The following is a 15,269-nucleotide window of genomic DNA, read 5'->3' as shown; positions in this document are numbered from 1 at the left end:
TGACGCGCCAAGTGATACGTCAAGTGATACGTCAGGTGATCCATGGGCCGGTTTGCGAGCACGGCGTCAACTTACGAGCACTTGCGGCCGCCCTACCCGGGCGAGTTCTTTCGCAGCGTCGCGCACAAGCTCGGCCTCTCCGAACGATGCGCCTTGATCGATCTGGGCACCGGTCCCGGGCTGCTCGCGCTCGGCTTTGCGCCCTATGCCGGTCGCATCGTCGCGGTCGACCCTGAACCCGCGATGCTCGAGGCTGCGCGGCAGGCGGCGGCGCGCGCGGGCCACACGCTCACGCTGATCGAAGGCAAGGCCGAAACGCTCATCCCAGAGATCGGCACGTTCGACATCGTCACGATCGGCCGCGCGCTACATTGGATGGATCGCGACGCGACGCTTGCGCGGCTCGATGGATTGGTCACGCGTGACGGCGCGATCCTGATCTGCGCCTCGTTCTCGGTCACCGACGGCCGCAACCCATGGCTTGATGGCTACAACGAGATCCGCCGCCGCTGGTCACCCGCGAAGCTCTGGGAGGAAGCCGGCAAAGGCACACGGACCCATCGCGACCTTCCCGCGTTCTTCCGCGGCAGCGCCTTTGCGCCCACCGAGCTCGTCACGGTCGAGACCAGCCACACGGTCAGCATGCAGGATCTGGCGCAACGCACCCTCACCTATTCGTCGTCCTCACCGGAAGCGTTGGGCGACAATGTCGAGGCGATGTTGCGCGACGTCGAGAGCCATCTGGCATCGTTCAGCCGCGATGGCGCCATCGCCGAGACCATCGTCTCGACGGCGCAGATCGTGAAGCGCTAGATCATTGCTGCAAAAGGCGAGAAGCAAGGCGATCCAGACAACGCCGCCGCAAGACTGGATCGCCCGCCCTTCCTTCCACTCCTCAATCGACTCGAATCCGACGCGACCGTTCGCGTAGCCTCAAAGCTGCAGCACTTGGAGCGGCGGCAGCGTTGAATGCAGTCGAGCAATCGTCATCGTTCTCGCCATCGAGCAGCGGAGCACCACAGTGCCGGCACATGCGTGCCGACAACGACGGCGCCTTGCCGCTCGCCACGGCCTGACGATAGCTTGTCAGGTCGATGACGTTGCGGGGGGGCGTCGTTATGTGTTTTTCAACCATGGCTGTTCCTCGCGGCTAACCCGCTGCTTATCGCAGACAAGTTTCGCGCAAACGTTCAGCCTACTACTCAAATTTTACCGGAGGAATTGGGGCACAGCACACGCATCACCGCGCAGCCGCAATGGCGCTCTATTCTGCGACACCATCGGCCCTGTCTCTGCGGCCGGTGTAAGGTCTCGGTAGCTATTTTCCGAGCACGCAGAAATCACAGCCACTTCTTCCACTTGAAGATCCAGTACGGAACGATCGCGGCGAACAGCATGAACACCAGCGCAAACGGATAACCGTGTGCCCATTCGAGTTCCGGCATCGACTTGAAGTTCATGCCATAGACCGAGGCGATCAGCGTCGGCGGCATCAGGACAACAGCCATGACCGAAAACAGCTTGATGATGTTGTTCTGCTCGAGATTGACGACACCGAGCATGGCGTCGAGCACGAAGGTGATCTTGCTGGAGAGATAGGAGGCGTGGTCGGTCAGCGAGACGACGTCGCGCTGCATGGTCTTGAGCTGCTCGCGCATGTCCTTCGACCATTTCACGCCTTCCACCACCGCCGAGAGGAAGGCGACGACGCGGCCGATCGACACCAGGCTCTCGCGAACCTTGGAGGTCAGATCGCCCTTGCGTCCGATCGAGATCAGGATCTGCGAATATTGCTTGGCATGGCCGTGGCGCTCGCTCTCGGGCTCGAAGATGTCGTGCGAGACCTGGTCGATCTCGGCACCGCAGCGCTCCAGAATGTCGGCACAGCGGTCGATCACGGCGTCGAGGAGTTCCATCAGCACCATCTCGCCGGTGATGGCCGGCGTGCAGGAGCGGGCCAGCTTGGCCTCGACCAGGGCGAACGGCTTGGGCTGGTCGTAGCGCACCGTGACCAGGCGATGGTCGCCGAGGATGAAGGTCACCGCCGTGGTCCGGGGCATGTCGGTGTCGGAGTGGCACATCAGCGTCGCGGTCATGTAGCGCGCGCTGTTCTCGATATAGAGGCGGCTGGAGATCTCGATCTCCTGCATGTCTTCCCGGGTCGGGATCACGATCCCCAGGAGCCGCTCCACGGCCTTGTCCTCGGCCGCGGTCGGGTTGACCAGGTCAACCCACACCGCGTGCTCCGGCACAACGGCGAGATCGTCGACAACGGCCTTCTTTAGGGAGGAGTCGGTGGGAACGAACACAGAAAACATGAACAACTCCAGGAGGCGGCCTGCGACAGAATGACAGGCCCTTAGCGCGATTCTGACAAGTTCATGATGACAAGCACATTAACGGAGCGTCCGCATTTGTGGCGACGGCATGGCCCAACTGTGGCATGGAATCGACAGTCCGGAATTCCGCGCCCAAAATCCAGCCCATGGCTGCAAAAATTGCGGCAAAAAAGCCACAGGTTGGGTCTCGCAGCGCGGGACAAGCCCCGAAAAGCTGGAATTGTGGCAGATTTCAACGATAATAGAGGCCAAGGAGTCGTGGAATTGAGCTTGGCTCAAGCCCCGCGAAAGCTTTTTGTTTTCGATTGGAACCAAATCATGTCGTCGCTGAAAGTTACGCTTGGTATTTTGGCCGCCGGCTTCATGCTGTCGGGCTGCATGCAGTCCACGCACTTCGAGGCGACCAACACGCAGAATTTCAAGCCGAAGGACAAGGAACTGCTCGCCAAGATCCGGTACGAGAACACCCCGGTCGCTGAGCCCTTCCGCCGCGCCATCGTCGATTATCACCGCAAGGAATCGCCGGGCTCGATCGTGGTCGATTCCGACAACCACTACCTTTATTACGTGATGGATGGCGGCAAGGCGATCCGCTACGGCATCACCGTCGGCGAAGAGGCCATGGCCTGGTCCGGTATCGCCAAGGTCGGCAGCATGACCGAGTGGCCGGCCTGGCATCCGACCCCGGGCGAGATTTCGCGCCTGGGCGTTCCGACCTATGTCGCGCCTGGTCCGGACAATCCGATGGGCTCCCGCGCGTTGTATCTCTACTCCGGCGGCAAGGACACGCTGTTCCGCATTCACGGCACCAACCAGCCGGAATATATCGGCGCCTCGATCTCGTCGGGCTGCATCCGCCTGACCAACGAGGACGCAATCGACCTCTACGGCCGCGTCAAGCTCGGCACCATCGTCGTGGTGCTCGAGCCGAAGCATGGCGACTCGCCGTACAACTCGCGCCTTGCGCTCCAGGGTGGCGGCGGCGGCACCAGCTCCTACTAAGCGGGACTTTTGCCTCAAGCTTTTAAAAAGCGCCGGTTTCACCGGCGCTTTTTTGCTGCCGGCTTGCTCTTGCCGGAGTCGGCTGCCGGCTTGTCCGGCGGCGCGGCAGGTTTCGCGCTCGCCTGATCTTCAGCCCCATCCTTCGGGCCATCCTTGACGTCATCCTTGGCGCCCTCCGACTTGGCCGCGACCTCGCGGGGCGGCGCCTCCTCGGGGCGCTCGGCCGGCAGCAGGGGCGCAACCTGGGGCAATGGGTCCCAAACGTTCCACTGGCAGATTCGGTAGTCGTTGCGACGCTGCGCCAGATCAAGGTGGATGTGGTCCTCGTGGTACCAGTCCGAGCCGGGGCCGAGCACCGTGGAAAAGCGCGAGCAGACCGAATGCAGCACGCGCTCGCGCACGTCGCGCGACATGGTGCGGTCGGTCAGGCTGATCGACTGGCCGTTGGCGAGCTTGAGCGAGCGCACGTCGAGCGCGTTGGCCTTGCCGTGCTCGGACAGCATCGCGCCGACGATGCGGTTGCGGCCGCGGCACTCAAAACTGTCGAAATTGTCGAGGTCGGTGATGGTCGAGCGGAGGCTCGCGGCCAGCGGCACCATATCGGTGCGGACCCAATCGGCGATGGCTGACGCCATGGTGCAGCGGAGGATTGCCGCCGGCTTGACTGCGACCTTGCGCTTGTCCGGCAGCACAATCGCTTCCAGCCGCACCAGATCCTCGCCGCCGCAGGCGCCGGGGCCATGGATATCGGGAATGGATGGCGCGACCGCGATCTCCTCGGTCAGCGCAATACGGCAGGCCGAGAGCTGCTTCTCGGGCGGCGGCGCGCCCTCGGCCGGCTTGCTGGGCTTATCCGGGGAAGGCTTGTCTGGCGAAGGCTTGCCATCGGTCTCCGGCGCGGCCCCGTCCGTTGCTTTGGGGGCCTCCTCGGGGCGAGGCTTTGGTAGCGGTATCTTGGCCGAATGAGCGCTCCCGCGCGGCCGTGGTCTACCAAGACCAAAGATATCGAGCGGCGCAGCATAGTTTCGCGCCTCCGCCCGATCCGCGAGCACAAGCGTTAGTCCCAGCGCAGCGGTAACCATTACCGCGCGGACGGACATATTGCCGCGACAAGACCATTTGCGGCGAAAGTCCGGCAGGCTAAAACTCATGACAATTCTTTGGCCCTGCGCTGAGAGCGATAACGCGCCCAGCGACTTCTCGGAGGAACGTCTGAATGCTCGGCTTGATGCAAGATTGGCCCCTGCTCTGCCACCGGATCATCGAACACGCCGCCAAGATTCATGGCAAGCAGGAGGTCGTGACACGATCGGTCGAGGGACCGATCCATCGCACCACCTACGCCGAAATCCACCAGCGCGCGCTCAAGGTCTCGCAGATGCTGGAGCGCGACGGCATCAAGCTCGGCGACCGCGTCGCCACGATCGCCTGGAACACCTGGCGCCATCTCGAGGTCTGGTACGGCATCATGGGCATCGGCGCCATCTGCCATACCGTCAATCCCCGGCTTTTCCCCGAGCAGATCGCCTGGATCATCAACCATGCGCAGGACCGCATCGTGATGGTCGACCTCACCTTCGTCCCCGTGCTGGAAAAGCTCGCCGACAAGCTGCCGAGCGTCGAACGGTACATCATCCTCACCGACAAGGCGCATCTGCCCGAGACCACGTTGAAGAACGTCGTGGCCTACGAGGACTGGATCGCCGAGGCCGACGGCAAATTCAAATGGAAGGACTTTGACGAGAACACGGCGGCCGCGATGTGCTACACCTCCGGCACGACCGGCGATCCGAAGGGCGTGCTGTATTCGCATCGCTCCAACGTGCTGCACGCGCTGATGGCCAACAACGTCGACGCGCTCGGCACCAGCGCATCGGAGACGATGCTGCCGGTGGTTCCGCTGTTCCATGCCAACAGCTGGGGCATCGCCTTCTCCGCGCCCTCGCAGGGCACCAAGCTGGTGATGCCCGGGCCGAAGCTCGACGGCGCCTCGGTCTACGAGCTGCTTTCCACCGAGAAGGTGACGCACACCGCCGGCGTGCCGACGGTGTGGCTGATGCTGCTTCAACACATGACCGCCAATAATCTGAAGCTGCCGGAGCTGAAGATGGTGATTTGCGGCGGCTCGGCGATGCCGCGCTCGATGATCAAGGCCTTCCTCGACATGGGCTCCAACGTCCGTCACGCCTGGGGCATGACCGAGATGAGCCCGATCGGCAGCGTCTCGGCGCTCAAGCCGCCGTTCCAGAACGCGACCGGCGATGCGCGTCTCGACGTGCTGCAGATGCAGGGCTATGCGCCGTTCGCGGTCGAAATGAAGATCACCGACGATGCCGGCAAGGAGCTGCCCTGGGACGGCAAGACCTTTGGCCGCCTCAAGGTCTCGGGCCCGGCCGTCGCCAAGGCCTACTTCCGTCTCGATGCCAACATCCTCGATGAGGAGGGCTTCTTCGACACCGGCGACGTCGCGACCATCGACGAGGGCGGCTATATGCGGATCACTGACCGCTCCAAGGACGTGATCAAGTCCGGCGGCGAGTGGATCTCCTCGATCGACCTCGAGAACCTCGCGGTCGGCCACCCGGCCGTGGCGGAGGCCGCTGTGATCGGCGTCTTCCACCCCAAATGGGACGAGCGGCCACTGCTGATCGTGCAGCTCAAGCAGGGCCAGCAGGCCACGCGCGACGACATCCTGAAATACATGGACGGCAAGATCGCCAAATGGTGGATGCCCGACGACGTCGCCTTCGTCGACGGCATCCCGCATACCGCGACCGGCAAGATCCTGAAGACCGCGCTGCGCGACCAGTTCAAGGAATACCGCTTCCCGAACGCGGCAGCGTAAATCACCACCACCGTCATGCCCGGGCTGCTTCCCGGGCATCGACGTCTTGGGCTGCAAGAATGGCGTGGATGGCCGGAACAAGCCGGACCATGACGATGCAAGAGCCCGCGGAACTCTTGAATTTGCCTCCGGGCCGTGGTCTCAACGGCTCATCGTCGCGCCAAATCGGCCGGCAAGCCCCAAGACTCCGGCAGAGCTCACCCGATGGCCCGCAGGTTTTCCGCTCCCTATCAATCGGAGCCCGTGTCCAGCCTCGCGAGCTGGGCGCGCAATCTGGCCGTGTTTGCGGTGGTGGCGGTCGTGGTATCGATCATCATCGTCCGTTTCGACTTCCTGGAGATGAAGCCGGCGCTGGCCACCTTCTTCGGCGGGCTCGCGATAGCCGGACTTTCCATCCTGTTCGGCCTCGCCGGCTTTGCCGCGATCTGGCAGAACGGCTCGCGCGGCATGGCGCGCATCCTGCTTGCCCTCCTGATCGACGGGGCGATTCTCGCCTATCCCGCGTATCAAGCCCTGCTGTACCGCAAGCTGCCGCCGATCCACGACATCACCACCGACCCGATCGACCCGCCGCGCTTCGACGCGCTGTCGCGCCTTCGCACCGGCGACGGCACCAACACCGCCGTCTATGCCGGTCTCTATTCGGCCGAGCAGCAGCGCCAGTTCTATCCCGACATCGAGCCGATCGAGCTCGAGATCCCCGTTGACCGCGCCTATGCGATCGCGCGCCAGCTCGTCATCAAGCGCAAATGGACCGTCATCGACGAACGCGAGCCGCAGCCACCGCGCCGCATGGGCCGCATCGAGGCGGTGGCACGCACGCCGATCATGGGCTTTCGCGAGGACATCTCGATCAGGGTCGTGCCTGACGGCGACGATTCCCGCGTCGATATCCGCTCCGCATCGCGCTATTTCGAGAGCGATCTCGGCAGCAACGCGGCGCGCGTGACGAAATTCATCGACGACCTCAACACCGCCGCCGACGCCGACGCGCTGAAGCCGGTGAAGAAGACCCCGGTCGCGCCGCCGAAGGCGCCGGCAAAGACAGTGAAGAAGTGAGATTGGCGAATGGTGAGTAGCGAATAGCGCGTATTCGCCATTCGCCCCTAAGCCATCCGATACGTCCCGGCGATCACGGGATCGCCGTCCGTCGCGACAACGCCGCGCGCGACGAGGTCCTCCAGATGCGCCAGCACGGAATAGCCGGCGGCCGTCGTCAGCCGCGGATCGATGCCGATATAGATCGCGCGCACCATGGTCGGGATATCCGTCTCGCCCTTGGCGAGGCGGTGCAGGATCGAGGCCTCGCGCGCCTTGCGGTGGCGGATCAGGAAACGCACGAAGCGCTGGCCCTCCGGGATCTCCGGACCGTGACCGGAGAAATACAGATCCTCCTCGCGCGCAGCGAGCCGATCGAGCGATTCCATATAGTCGATCATCGACCCGTCGGGCGGCGCCACGATCGAAGTCGACCAGCCCATAACGTGATCGCCGACGAAGTTGAACTTTCGTTCGGGCCAGGCGAAGGCGAGGTGGTTGGCAGTATGGCCGGGCGTCGCCACGGCCTCGAGCCGCCAGCCGGCGCCTTCGACGACGTCGCCGTGAGCGATCCTGACATCGGGAACGAAGTCGCGATCGGAGCCGGATTCCGGATTGTGCTTCTCGCTCTCGAAGCGGGGCCGCGAGGCGCGGTGCGGGCCCTCGGCATAAACCGGCGCGCCGGTCGCCTGCTTGATCCGGGGTGTATTGGGCGAGTGGTCGCGGTGGGTGTGGGTGACGAAGATATGGGTCACCGTCTCGCCGCGCACGGCGTCGAGCAGCGCGGCCGCGTGAGCCTCATCGTCGGGACCGGGATCGATGATCGCGACGTTGCCGGTGCCTACGATGTAGCTGACGGTACCGGTGAAGGTGAACGGGCTCGGATTGTTGCAGAGCACCCGCCGCACGCCGGGGCGGACTTCCTCGACGACACCGGCCTTGAGCGGAAAGTTGCGGTTGAACGGGACGTCGTCGTTGTCGGACATGGCTGGCTCATACCTTGCTGACTTCGTCATGCCCGGCCTTGTGCCGGGCATCCACGTTCTTTCTGGCGGCCAAGACGTGGATGGCCGGGACATCTAGCGCGAAGACGCGCTTCGCGCTTTTGCCCGGCCATGACGCACTTGGAGAGTTCAGTCGCAACCCACGCGGAGGTCACTCACTCAGAAGAACGCCTGAATGCCCGTGATCGCGCGGCCCAGGATCAGGGCGTGGACGTCGTGGGTGCCCTCGTAGGTGTTGACCGTCTCGAGGTTATGGACGTGGCGCATCACGTGGTACTCGGCCGAAATGCCGTTGCCGCCGTGCATGTCGCGGGCAACGCGGGCGATGTCGAGCGCCTTGCCGCAATTGTTGCGCTTCATGATCGAGATCATCTCGGGCGCGAACTTGCCCTCGTCCATCAGGCGACCGACGCGCAACGAGCCCTGGAGGCCGAGCGCGATCTCGGTTTCCATGTCGGCGAGCTTCTTCTGCACCAGCTGGGTCGCAGCGAGCGGCTTGCCGAACTGCTTGCGGTCGAGCGTATACTGGCGGGCGCGATGCATGCAGTCCTCAGCGGCGCCGAGCGCGCCCCAGGAGATGCCGTAGCGGGCGCGGTTGAGGCAGCCGAACGGACCCTTCAGGCCGGAGACGTTGGGCAGCAGCGCGCTTTCCGGCACCACGACGCCGTCCATCACGACCTCGCCGGTGATGGAAGCGCGCAAGCTGAGCTTGCTTCCGATCTTCGGCGCAGAGAGGCCCTTCATGCCCTTCTCCAGCACGAAGCCACGGATCTGGTTGTCGTGCTCGGCCGACTTCGCCCAGATCACGAACACGTCGGCGATCGGCGCGTTCGAGATCCACATCTTGCTGCCGGTCAGGCGATAGCCGTCGGAGACCTTCTCGGCGCGGGTCTTCATGCCGGCCGGGTCGGAGCCGGCGTCGGGCTCGGTCAGGCCGAAGCAGCCGACCCACTCGCCGCTGGCGAGCTTCGGCAGGTACTTCTTGCGCTGGTTCTCGTCGCCGTAGGCGTAGATCGGGTACATCACCAGCGAGGACTGCACCGAGTTCATCGAACGATAGCCGGAATCAACCCGCTCGATCTCGCGCGCGACGAGGCCATAAGCCACGTAGCTCGCATTGGCGCAGCCATATTCCTCCGGCAGCGTGATGCCGATCAGGCCGAGCTCGCCCATCTCGTTGAAGATCTCGCGGTCGGTCTTCTCTTCCAGATAGGCCTTGGTGACGCGCGGCAGCAGCTTGTCCTGGGCGTAGGCGCGCGCCGTGTCGCGCACCATGCGCTCGTCTTCGGTCAGCTGCTCGTCGAGCAGGAACGGATCGTCCCACTGGAAGGAAGCCGCAGCCGGCTTGTCCTTGGTCTGAGGGCGCACGCTCATGAAACGTCCTTTCGGTCTGGTTCCGTCTAAAAATTGCCGGACAAATTAATGCGCCGCGGCAACAAGTGCAATTGCGTTGCAGAAGTACGGGTCTGCGTGAATCCCGCGGATGCGTGTCGCGCGCGCCGGGGGATGCGCTTCGCGCACCCCGGAATGACAGCGCTAGCTTTCAAGCTGCTCGTTGGCGACGATTTCGATGCCGAAGCCCGACAGGCCCTTGTAGTCATGCACCGACGAGGTGAGGTGGCGGATCGAGGTGACGCCGAGATCGCGCAGGATCTGCGCGCCGACGCCGACTTCGCGCCACTGGCGGTTGCGGTCGGCTTCCGTCGCGCTCTCATCAGGCAGCGGGGCCACGGGCACGCCTGCCGCGCCATCGCGCAGATAGACCAGCACGCCGCGGCCGGACTTCTTGAAATGTTCGAGCACGACCGCCATGCGCTTGTGGCCGGTAAAGGTGTCCTTGACGATGTTCGGCTTGTGGAAGCGCGTCAGCACATTCTTGCCGTCACCAACGCCGTTGTAGACGAAGGCGACATGGGCGATGGAATCGAACGGCGAACGGTAGGCGTAGCCCTGAAGCGGCCCGATCGGGCTTTCGGTGGTGAAGGTCGAGACCCGCTCGATCAGCTTTTCGCGCGCCTGGCGATAGGCGATCATGTCGGCGATGGTGACGTGCTTCAGCTTGTGCTTGGCGGCGAACTGGGCGACCTGCTCGCCCTTCATCACGCTGCCGTCGTCGTTCATCAATTCGCTGATGACGCCGACCGGCGGGAGCCCCGAGAGCTTGCAGAGATCGACCGCGGCCTCGGTATGGCCGGAGCGCAGGAGCACGCCGCCGTCCTTGGCGATCAGCGGGAAGATGTGGCCCGGACGGGCGAAGTCGTTGGCGCCGGCATTGGGATTGGACAGCGCACGGCAGCAGGAGGCGCGCTCCTCGGCCGAGATGCCGGTGCCGCCGTCGGGCTTGTAATCGATCGAGACCGTGAAGGCTGTCGTGTGGGCGGAATCGTTGTGGGCGACCATCGGATCGAGCCGCAGCCGGCGCGCATCCTCGGTGGTGATCGGCGCACAGACGATGCCGGAGGTGTGGCGGATGATGAAGGCCATCTTTTCCGCTGTGCAGAATGAGGCGGCGACGATCAGATCGCCCTCGCCCTCGCGATCCTCGTCGTCGGTCACGACGACGAGCTCGCCCCGGGCAAAGGCCTGCAAGACTTCCTGAACGGTATCGGGCATTTCCCAATCTCTATCGGTTATGGGCCGGAGGCTTAGCCGGACGCCTTAGCCGGACTTGGGCTCCGGCGCTAGTGTCCTGGACGCAACCGCACATGTCCGGAGGCAGACCTGCTAACGAGGCTTGCACCGAAGATACCAGGGATATAGGCGCCGGCGGCCCGGGCGGAAGGCAGCCGGGTGCCCTCAGGGCAGAACTTCGCGCCGCTCGCCAAGCCGAGCATCGAGCTCGGCGCGCTTGTCGTCCAACAGGCCGGCCTGGGCGGCCTCGATCACCGTAAACAATTCATGGGCGTCACTGAGCCGGGTCACGGTGACATAGCTGGCGCCGGCCGCGTAGAGCTCGCCGACGTCGGAGAGGAGATCGGCGGTGGCGACGATCAGGGCTTTGGGGTTGAGGGTGCGGACGTGGCGGACCAGCTTCTCGTTGCTGGCGCCCTTCAGCAGCGCATCCGGCACGCTAAGGATGATCATCTCGGATTTGCCGATCCCGGCATGGAGCAGCGTGTCAGCGCTGCTGATGTCGCCATAGATCACGTGCAGGCCGCGCGAAAGCAGAGTCTGGTACACATTGGGGTTGAAGTCGATCACCGTGATCTGCTCCAGCAGCACCGGTGTCTGCCGTTCGATCTCGGCCAGCAGCGCGCTCGCGCTGCGGAAAAAGCCGAGGATGACGATGCGGCGCGCTTCGCCGTGGCCGCCTTCGCCGCCCTCCTCGGCGTGGCCGTTGCCATGGTCGAGATCGCGCAAGCCGATCCGCTTGAGCGGGCCGATGGCCCAGCGGGTGATCTCATCGCTGCGCGTCATGACGAAGGTCGAGAGCACGGCCAGCACCACGAAGGCGAAGGAGGCCGCATTCGCCGTCTCCGGAGCGATGTGATTGTCGGCGACGCCGGTCTGGATCACCACCAGCGAGAACTCGGAGATCTGCGCCAGGTTGATCGCGGGCAGCAGGCTCGCGCGCAGACCCTGCTTCATCAGATAGAGCGGAGTGAAGGTGGTGACGAGGCGGCTCACCACCGTGAACGCGGCAATCATCAAGGCCAGCCCGATCACCGAGAGGCCGGGCACGGGAATGGTCATGCCCAGCGCCACGAAGAACAGCGTGATGAAGAAGTCGCGCAGCGTCGTGACCTTGGCGGTGACGTCGAGCGCGTAAGGAAAGGTCGAGAGCGAGACGCCGGCGATCAGCGCGCCCATCTCGCGCGAGAGCGAGAGCTGCTCGGCAGTCTCGGCGACGAGAAAGCACCAGGCCAGCGCCCCGAGCAGGATCAGCTCGGGGCGGCGCGCGATCTGGTGGAACAGGCGCGGCAGCACATAGCGGCTGACCAGCAGCGCGGCTGCGACCAGCACCGCGACGCGGCCGATCGAGAGCAGGATGACGCTGACTTGCAGATTGGCCAGACTCGGCTGCACCGCCAGGAACAGGATGGCGAAGATGTCCTGAAGCACCAGCACGCCGAGCGTGATGCGGCCGGGCAAGGTGTCGAGCTCGCGTTTCTCGTAGAGCACCTTGACGATGATGACGGTTGAGGAGAGCGCGCAGGCAATGCAGAGATAGAGCGCATCGAAATGGCCGCCGCCGAGCGAAAGCCCAATGCCGACGAAGAACAGGATGCCGAGCAGGCAGCCGCCGATCAGCTGGCCGCCGGCCGCGAACAGGATCACCTTGCCCGCCCGCACGATCTTCTTCAGGTCGATCTCGAGCCCGATCATGAACAGCATGAAGATCAGGCCGAGCTCGGAGATGACGCTGATCGATTCCTGCGACTTGACCCAGCCGGCGCCGAATGGACCTATGCAGAAGCCGGCGATAAGGTAAGCCAGGATCAGCGGTTGCCGGGAGAAATGGGCGAGCAGGCCCAGCATCCAGGCAAACAGGATACAGAGAGTGATGTCGCGAATGAGCTCGTGCATGCCAGATCGGTCCGTTTCGTCGCACCCTAGAGACCGAGTGCAGCGCGGCAAGCGAGCAATTCGTCACATGCTGATGGGGCTCGCCGCTGCAATGCTGCTATGCCCGCTCGCCTTCGCGCAGCCAGCGCTCGCGCAGCCAAAGGTCAATATCGAGCAAAACTTTGCCGATTCGCTGACTGCGGTGCCGAAGGAGGATCTCGGCGTCTCCGGCGGCTTCTACGTACCGGCCTATTCCAGCGTCACCATGAGCCAGGGCAAGCTGCGGGTCGATTTCTCGGTGACCCTGAGCGTCCACAACGCCTCCGAGACGCAAGCACTGGTGGTCAAGCGGATCGCCTATTTCGACACGGCCGGCAAGCAGGTCGAGAGCTATTTGAAGGCGCCGGTCGCGATAAAGCCGCTCGCGACCATCTCGATTTTCATTCCGACCGAAGACGTGCGCGGCGGGACCGGAGCCAATTTCATCGTCGACTGGGCCGCCACAGGCGAGATCGCCGAGCCGGTGGTCGAGGCCTTGATGGTTGGCGGCGTCGCCAATGCGCATTACGCTTTCATCAGCCAGGGACGTCCGACCCGGACGGCCGGCAAGAAGTGAAGCGAGCGCTGTCGCGACCGCAGATCGAAAACACGAAAACAACCCCATGCACAGTAGCCACGCCCAGCAAAAATCAATGCCATGTTGACACGCGCGATGAGGATGCGGATTTTACGAATTTTGTTTGACCCGTCGGGCAAAACACTGGCATGATGACATCATCGAAATCGCGGCGCCCGGTCGGGACCAGGCCGGCCGCTCAATAAAAAAACAACGAGGAACGCTCCCATGACGTCCAGCTTCGATTTCGCGCCCCTGTTTCCCGCAGGGCTGCCGGCCCCTTCTGCGCGCTGGACGGGCCTTGCCAAATACAGCTTTGTCGGCGGCAACAACGATTCCGAGCAGGTGCCTCTCGACGAGCTGATCGAGGCTGCCAATCAGGCCCTGCGACGCGAGGGCCGGTCGCTCGCGACTTACGGGCTTGCGCATGGCCCGCAGGGTTACCTGCCCCTGCGCGAATTCCTGGTGACAAAACTGAAGCGCGATGCCGGCATCAGCTGCACGGTCGACGATCTCATGATCGTCTCCGGCTCGCTCCAGGCGCTCGACCTCGTCAACAACACGCTGCTTTCGCGCGGCGACACCGTGATCGTCGAGCAAGAGACGTACCAGGGAGCGCTGCAGCGGCTGACGCGGCTGGGCGTCAACACCGTCGGCATTCCCCTTGACGACGACGGCATGCGCATGGATGCGCTGGCCTCGACGCTCGCCGAGCTGAAGGGCCGCGGCATCCGGCCGAAATACATCTACACCATTCCGACCGTCCAGAATCCGACCGGCAGCATCATGCCGGAGGCGCGTCGCGTCGAGTTGCTGCAGTTGTCGGCCGAATATGGCGTGCCTGTGTTCGAGGACGATTGCTATGCCGACCTGGTCTGGTCGAGACAGCGCCCGCCCGCGATCCACGCCTTGAGCAAGGACGGCGGCGTGATCCATATCGGATCGTTCTCGAAGTCGATCGCGCCGGCCCTGCGCGTCGGCTTCATCGTGGCGCCCTGGGATGTGATGTCGCGGATGCTGGCGCTGAAGACGGATGCCGGCTCCGGCGCGCTGGAGCAGATGGTGCTCGCCACCTATTGCAAGCCGCATTTCGCCAGCCACGTGCCGGCACTCACGAAGACGCTGCGCACCAAGCTCGACACGCTGATGGAGGCGCTGAACGAGCAGTTCGGGACGGCGGCGGAATTCGAGGAGCCCAAGGGCGGCATCTTCCTTTGGGTGAAGCTGCCCGACCAGGTCGATACGCTCAAGCTCTATCAGGCTGCGCTCGCCGCCGGTGTCTCGATCAATCCCGGACCGGAATGGTCGACCAACAAAGGCCACTCAGGCTCGCGCCTGCGGCTGTGCTTTGCGAGCCCCTCGCATCAGCAGATCCGCGAAGGCGTCGCCGTGCTGGCGGAAGTCTGCCGCAAGGAGTTTGGCGTGCCGGCTCGCAGCGCCAATGTGGAGAAGCGCGCCTAACGGCTTATTGTTTAAGCATGATCTTTTCGGAAAACCGCTTCGCACTTTTCCGGATCATGCTTGAGCCGCCTGGGGCTGGCTGCCGTGGATCGCGGAGGCCAGCCGCAGCAACAGGACGATCGAAACGTTGCCCTTGCCGGCCTCGATCTGAGCGATGTAGCGCTCGGAAATCCCGGAGCGGCGGGCGAGCTCCCGGCGCGACAGCTCGCAACGCATGCGCGAGGACCTCAGGCGCTCGCCCAGTTCGGCCAGGAACGCGGTCTCGGAATAAGGCGGCAGCGCACAGCTTCCCGGCAGCACCTCGCCCGCGAAATCCATCACCTGATTCAGCATCGCTCTCACCAATCTCGCCTTCGGGAGCGCCATCTTACCCCCGACACGTACGGCCTCATTGACGCGGATCAAATTCGCGCGCGATTACCCGGCTGCCATGGACGGCCGCGCCCGGAATGCTAGAA

At 64.0% G+C, this 15,269-nt stretch carries 14 protein-coding genes; 6 read left to right on the top strand and 8 right to left on the bottom strand.

All coding sequences use genetic code 11. The annotated features are described in order from the left end of the window. Window positions 1-42: 42 nt before the first annotated feature. Window positions 43-813, top strand: coding sequence for a class I SAM-dependent methyltransferase (locus ACLFLU_RS12520; protein ID WP_426412486.1), 771 nt, complete (start codon window positions 43-45; stop codon window positions 811-813). A gap of 82 nt (window positions 814-895) precedes the next feature. Here the strand turns inward: ACLFLU_RS12520 and ACLFLU_RS12515 are convergent, their stop codons facing one another. Then, on the bottom strand, window positions 896-1,135 hold the full coding sequence (locus ACLFLU_RS12515; protein ID WP_426412485.1) for a hypothetical protein: 240 nt from the start codon (window positions 1,133-1,135) through the stop codon (window positions 896-898). Window positions 1,136-1,340: 205 nt separating this feature from the next. After that, the gene (locus ACLFLU_RS12510) at window positions 1,341-2,318 is read right to left on the bottom strand and encodes a magnesium transporter CorA family protein (protein ID WP_426412484.1); all 978 of its coding nucleotides are present in this window, start codon (window positions 2,316-2,318) and stop codon (window positions 1,341-1,343) included. 339 nt (window positions 2,319-2,657) lie between these two features. Here ACLFLU_RS12510 and ACLFLU_RS12505 point away from each other — a divergent pair, with 339 nt between their 5' ends. Then, window positions 2,658-3,341, top strand: a complete 684-nt coding sequence (locus tag ACLFLU_RS12505; RefSeq protein ID WP_426412483.1) for a L,D-transpeptidase — start codon at window positions 2,658-2,660, stop codon at window positions 3,339-3,341. A 38-nt stretch (window positions 3,342-3,379) separates the two neighbouring features. On the opposite strand, the gene ACLFLU_RS12500 is transcribed toward ACLFLU_RS12505, so the two are convergent. Then, window positions 3,380-4,492 (bottom strand): extensin family protein, encoded by a 1,113-nt coding sequence (locus ACLFLU_RS12500; protein ID WP_426412482.1) that lies wholly within the window; start codon window positions 4,490-4,492, stop codon window positions 3,380-3,382. A gap of 65 nt (window positions 4,493-4,557) precedes the next feature. Between ACLFLU_RS12500 and ACLFLU_RS12495 the strand changes: the two genes are divergently transcribed. Continuing rightward, window positions 4,558-6,186: a fatty-acid--CoA ligase gene (locus ACLFLU_RS12495; RefSeq protein ID WP_426412481.1), complete on the top strand. Its 1,629-nt coding sequence runs from the start codon at window positions 4,558-4,560 to the stop codon at window positions 6,184-6,186. A 204-nt stretch (window positions 6,187-6,390) separates the two neighbouring features. Continuing rightward, window positions 6,391-7,245: a DUF1499 domain-containing protein gene (locus ACLFLU_RS12490; protein WP_426412480.1), complete on the top strand. Its 855-nt coding sequence runs from the start codon at window positions 6,391-6,393 to the stop codon at window positions 7,243-7,245. A 47-nt stretch (window positions 7,246-7,292) separates the two neighbouring features. Here the strand turns inward: ACLFLU_RS12490 and ACLFLU_RS12485 are convergent, their stop codons facing one another. From ACLFLU_RS12485 to ACLFLU_RS12470, 4 genes are all read right to left on the bottom strand, one after another. Then, on the bottom strand, window positions 7,293-8,210 hold the full coding sequence (locus ACLFLU_RS12485) for an MBL fold metallo-hydrolase (RefSeq protein WP_426412479.1): 918 nt from the start codon (window positions 8,208-8,210) through the stop codon (window positions 7,293-7,295). 177 nt (window positions 8,211-8,387) lie between these two features. Continuing rightward, window positions 8,388-9,602 carry an acyl-CoA dehydrogenase gene (locus ACLFLU_RS12480; RefSeq protein WP_212323360.1) on the bottom strand — a complete coding sequence of 405 codons (1,215 nt, stop codon included), beginning with the start codon at window positions 9,600-9,602 and terminating at the stop codon, window positions 8,388-8,390. A 162-nt stretch (window positions 9,603-9,764) separates the two neighbouring features. Then, a complete protein-coding gene (gene ribB, locus ACLFLU_RS12475) occupies window positions 9,765-10,841 on the bottom strand; it encodes a 3,4-dihydroxy-2-butanone-4-phosphate synthase (RefSeq protein ID WP_426412478.1) in 1,077 nt (358 codons plus the stop codon). Window positions 10,842-11,024: 183 nt separating this feature from the next. Continuing rightward, complete coding sequence (locus ACLFLU_RS12470) at window positions 11,025-12,755, bottom strand: cation:proton antiporter (protein ID WP_426412477.1); 1,731 nt, start codon at window positions 12,753-12,755, stop codon at window positions 11,025-11,027. Between the two features lie 67 nt (window positions 12,756-12,822). Here ACLFLU_RS12470 and ACLFLU_RS12465 point away from each other — a divergent pair, with 67 nt between their 5' ends. Further along, a complete protein-coding gene (locus tag ACLFLU_RS12465; protein WP_426413975.1) occupies window positions 12,823-13,350 on the top strand; it encodes a DUF3124 domain-containing protein in 528 nt (175 codons plus the stop codon). Between the two features lie 228 nt (window positions 13,351-13,578). Then, on the top strand, window positions 13,579-14,811 hold the full coding sequence (locus tag ACLFLU_RS12460) for a PLP-dependent aminotransferase family protein (protein WP_426412476.1): 1,233 nt from the start codon (window positions 13,579-13,581) through the stop codon (window positions 14,809-14,811). A gap of 54 nt (window positions 14,812-14,865) precedes the next feature. On the opposite strand, the gene ACLFLU_RS12455 is transcribed toward ACLFLU_RS12460, so the two are convergent. Continuing rightward, window positions 14,866-15,144 carry a helix-turn-helix domain-containing protein gene (locus ACLFLU_RS12455; protein WP_426412475.1) on the bottom strand — a complete coding sequence of 93 codons (279 nt, stop codon included), beginning with the start codon at window positions 15,142-15,144 and terminating at the stop codon, window positions 14,866-14,868. Window positions 15,145-15,269 lie beyond the last annotated feature (125 nt).

The sequence above is a fragment of the Bradyrhizobium ganzhouense genome (assembly GCF_049949285.1).
Lineage (GTDB): Bacteria > Pseudomonadota > Alphaproteobacteria > Rhizobiales > Xanthobacteraceae > Bradyrhizobium > Bradyrhizobium ganzhouense.
This window is presented reverse-complemented; position numbering and strand designations above follow the sequence as displayed.

Excerpts from the sequence above, each read along its gene's own strand:
- ACLFLU_RS12470 (WP_426412477.1), bottom strand. The coding sequence starts at position 12,755 with ATGCACGAGCTCATTCGCGACATCACTCTCTGTATCCTGTTTGCCTGG.
- ACLFLU_RS12465 (WP_426413975.1), top strand. The coding sequence starts at position 12,823 with ATGCTGATGGGGCTCGCCGCTGCAATGCTGCTATGCCCGCTCGCCTTC.
- ACLFLU_RS12460 (WP_426412476.1), top strand. The coding sequence starts at position 13,579 with ATGACGTCCAGCTTCGATTTCGCGCCCCTGTTTCCCGCAGGGCTGCCG.
- ACLFLU_RS12505 (WP_426412483.1), top strand. The coding sequence starts at position 2,658 with ATGTCGTCGCTGAAAGTTACGCTTGGTATTTTGGCCGCCGGCTTCATG.
- ACLFLU_RS12490 (WP_426412480.1), top strand. The coding sequence starts at position 6,391 with ATGGCCCGCAGGTTTTCCGCTCCCTATCAATCGGAGCCCGTGTCCAGC.
- ACLFLU_RS12510 (WP_426412484.1), bottom strand. The coding sequence starts at position 2,318 with ATGTTTTCTGTGTTCGTTCCCACCGACTCCTCCCTAAAGAAGGCCGTT.
- ACLFLU_RS12480 (WP_212323360.1), bottom strand. The coding sequence starts at position 9,602 with ATGAGCGTGCGCCCTCAGACCAAGGACAAGCCGGCTGCGGCTTCCTTC.
- ACLFLU_RS12455 (WP_426412475.1), bottom strand. The coding sequence starts at position 15,144 with ATGCTGAATCAGGTGATGGATTTCGCGGGCGAGGTGCTGCCGGGAAGC.
- ACLFLU_RS12485 (WP_426412479.1), bottom strand. The coding sequence starts at position 8,210 with ATGTCCGACAACGACGACGTCCCGTTCAACCGCAACTTTCCGCTCAAG.
- ACLFLU_RS12500 (WP_426412482.1), bottom strand. The coding sequence starts at position 4,492 with ATGAGTTTTAGCCTGCCGGACTTTCGCCGCAAATGGTCTTGTCGCGGC.
- ACLFLU_RS12495 (WP_426412481.1), top strand. The coding sequence starts at position 4,558 with ATGCTCGGCTTGATGCAAGATTGGCCCCTGCTCTGCCACCGGATCATC.
- ACLFLU_RS12515 (WP_426412485.1), bottom strand. The coding sequence starts at position 1,135 with ATGGTTGAAAAACACATAACGACGCCCCCCCGCAACGTCATCGACCTG.
- ribB (WP_426412478.1), bottom strand. The coding sequence starts at position 10,841 with ATGCCCGATACCGTTCAGGAAGTCTTGCAGGCCTTTGCCCGGGGCGAG.
- ACLFLU_RS12520 (WP_426412486.1), top strand. The coding sequence starts at position 43 with ATGGGCCGGTTTGCGAGCACGGCGTCAACTTACGAGCACTTGCGGCCG.